The organism is Holospora elegans E1, assembly GCF_000648275.1.
GTDB lineage: Bacteria > Pseudomonadota > Alphaproteobacteria > Holosporales > Holosporaceae > Holospora > Holospora undulata_A.
On record NZ_BAUP01000005.1, the window covers coordinates 1 to 2302 of the forward strand.

Sequence of the window (2302 nt, forward strand, 5' to 3'; positions counted from 1 at the left end):
TGCCCCTTGCAAAGAGGCCTCTGCCAGGCATTGGCTGGCAAGGGTTTTTACAGGATCGCTTTGATAGACGGCGCAATGCAGAGCGGTGTTTTTTGCAATGTTTATCGCGGGAGTTGTTCCGATAACCTCCCCCAGAGCCATCCCCCCCGCTTTTACCACAAGATTCTTGCCCAGGTCCTTCAAAAAAGAGCTCAGCTCTAAAGAAGGCCCCCCCAGCAAAGAATCTAGCCCATTATTCTGGATGAAACTTTGCCCAATAGCGCTGCTAATCGCCCCTATGGGCCCCCCCGTTAGTGCGGAAAGCGCGCATATCCCCAACACAACCTTAACCGCGGGCTTTCCCCTTACCATCTTCCAAATCATTACAACCCGTGAAGTTTTACAAAGGCTTGTCGAATAAATGCTTTTTGATCAACTGATTCATCATCATAGTTTACAGAAACAATAGGACGAGAAATTCTGGAAATAGCTTGGTTCATTGCTTCTTGTCCATTTTTTCTTTTAAGTTCCTCTAACGACTGCTCAATTGAACAATCCAAAATTTTTATAAATGGTTCTTTTTCAGCTAAATAAAGATTTCGAATTAAAGGTTGAGTTTCTGAAAATTTATTAAAATTATCATATAACATGTCAAAGAAGAAAGATTTTGTACTCATCATCGCTCTTGGAACCAATTCATGAATACAGCCAAGAAGTACAGGAATATAAGATTCTCCGAAATAACGCGAATCAGAAATCCCGTTGCATATTTGTTCACTTGAATAATCTTCCATGAACACCAGATCTGAAACATCATCATCTGAAGGAACGTATTTTAATAAAAATGGAATTACAGATGAATCTGCATGATTAAAAATAGCTTCTGTCAAAAATTCAAACAAGGATTCGCACTGTTGAATATGAAAAATTTCTTCCTTTTCATCCGTACGATAAATTCTTGGAAGAGCCCCCCATTCTTGATATACCACTTCTAAATCTTGCAACAATTCATCGTTTTTAAATTCTTGCAAATCCTCTAAAAGCTCTGGAGCCTCCCCAGAATAAATCGGCGAACGGTTTCGAATTTCTTGATAAATTTGTTCTTTTGTCATTTTTACTCTCCTTTTGGTTTTTGTGGAAGTTTTGCTGAAAACGGTTTTGAAAAATTATCCGGATTAGTTTTTTTGGTTAATCGTAACGCATTATCGCACACTTCATTTACTACTTCTCGGTTAAAACCAACCTCTAACAATCCTTGTCGGGTATCTTTTACACCTTGCGCCAACCCAGATCGATCATGTTCGTGCTTAATTTTCTCGTTATATTTGTGAATTAATTTTCGCCCTTCCCCTTGATGAATATCTGCAGGCATAGCAATCACCACATTATTTTTTATTTTTTTTCCAGTTTTTTTAGCAACCTCTCTACATTGCGCTTGAGGATAAATATGGTGTTTTTCAAAATCAAGCCCCGTTTCTTCTTTTTTTCTTATAATAAAAGCGTCTACTTTTGGATCATTGTACGTTCCCACAAACACCCCATCCCCTTGATGCTTTTCTGCGTAGGCCCGCATTTCCTCTCGGGTCATTTCTGGATCTTTTGTTTTTTGCGTCTCTTTGGCTTTTCTTCCTTTATTTTCCCAAGGCATGGGGTCGGTTTTTGGGGAGGTATCGGTTTTTTTGTTTGTCCAAGGCATGGGGTCTTTAGAAGGATCACAAGGGCCTTCTTTAAGCAGGGCTTGGGGGAGTTTATCTGAATTTTTTCCTGCGTTTCCTCTCATGGCCTTTCGTGCAAAGCCCACTCCAGCTTTTACCGCCCCTGTGCCAAAGCCTTGGCTGGCAAGGTCTAGCCCCACTGCTCCGGCGGTGAGTGCCACATGGCCGGCAGCGCCCCAATAGTTTCCCTCTTCTAAATTTTCCTTGACGTCTTTTGCACCTTGAGCCAAATCATAAGCCACCGACAGCACAGTTTTAACGAAATTTTCTTCTAGCGCCGTGGTAACAGATTCATCGCACACCTGGATATCGCCAGAATCCTTGCCCGCCAAGGCTAGCCCCGTTGCCGTTAGAATTCTAAGCCCTGCCACCGCTTGCTGCGCTAGATCTTGTGCACGGTCTTGGCAGCGCTGCACGTAAAGCGATTGAGGCTCATCCAGGCCTTTTTCCGGAAGTGCCCGCTTAATATGCTGCAAAATCCCTTCCGAGGCGCTTTCACAGACCATAGTGGCGCTTGCCGCCAGAAGTGCTTGCTTGATATCTGTATGGTCAAAATTTATAGCCTGAAAATTGACCGCAGACGCCATGGAAAGCGCCCCGTGGAGCAA

Annotated in this window: 3 protein-coding genes; all 3 read right to left on the reverse strand. The window is 42.9% G+C overall.

The window, feature by feature from the left end; genetic code table 11:
* Window positions 1-363 (reverse strand): hypothetical protein (locus HE1_RS00095; RefSeq protein WP_035543129.1); only part of this gene is annotated, 363 nt, incomplete at its 3' end.
* A complete protein-coding gene (locus HE1_RS00100) occupies window positions 363-1091 on the reverse strand; it encodes a hypothetical protein (RefSeq protein WP_035543131.1) in 729 nt (242 codons plus the stop codon). The genes HE1_RS00100 and HE1_RS00095, both read right to left, overlap by 1 nt.
* Window positions 1092-1093: 2 nt before the next feature.
* On the reverse strand, window positions 1094-2302 hold a 1209-nt coding region (locus HE1_RS09445; protein ID WP_242837155.1), incomplete at its 5' end, for a hypothetical protein.

Excerpts from the sequence above, each read along its gene's own strand:
- HE1_RS00100 (WP_035543131.1), bottom strand. The coding sequence starts at position 1,091 with ATGACAAAAGAACAAATTTATCAAGAAATTCGAAACCGTTCGCCGATT.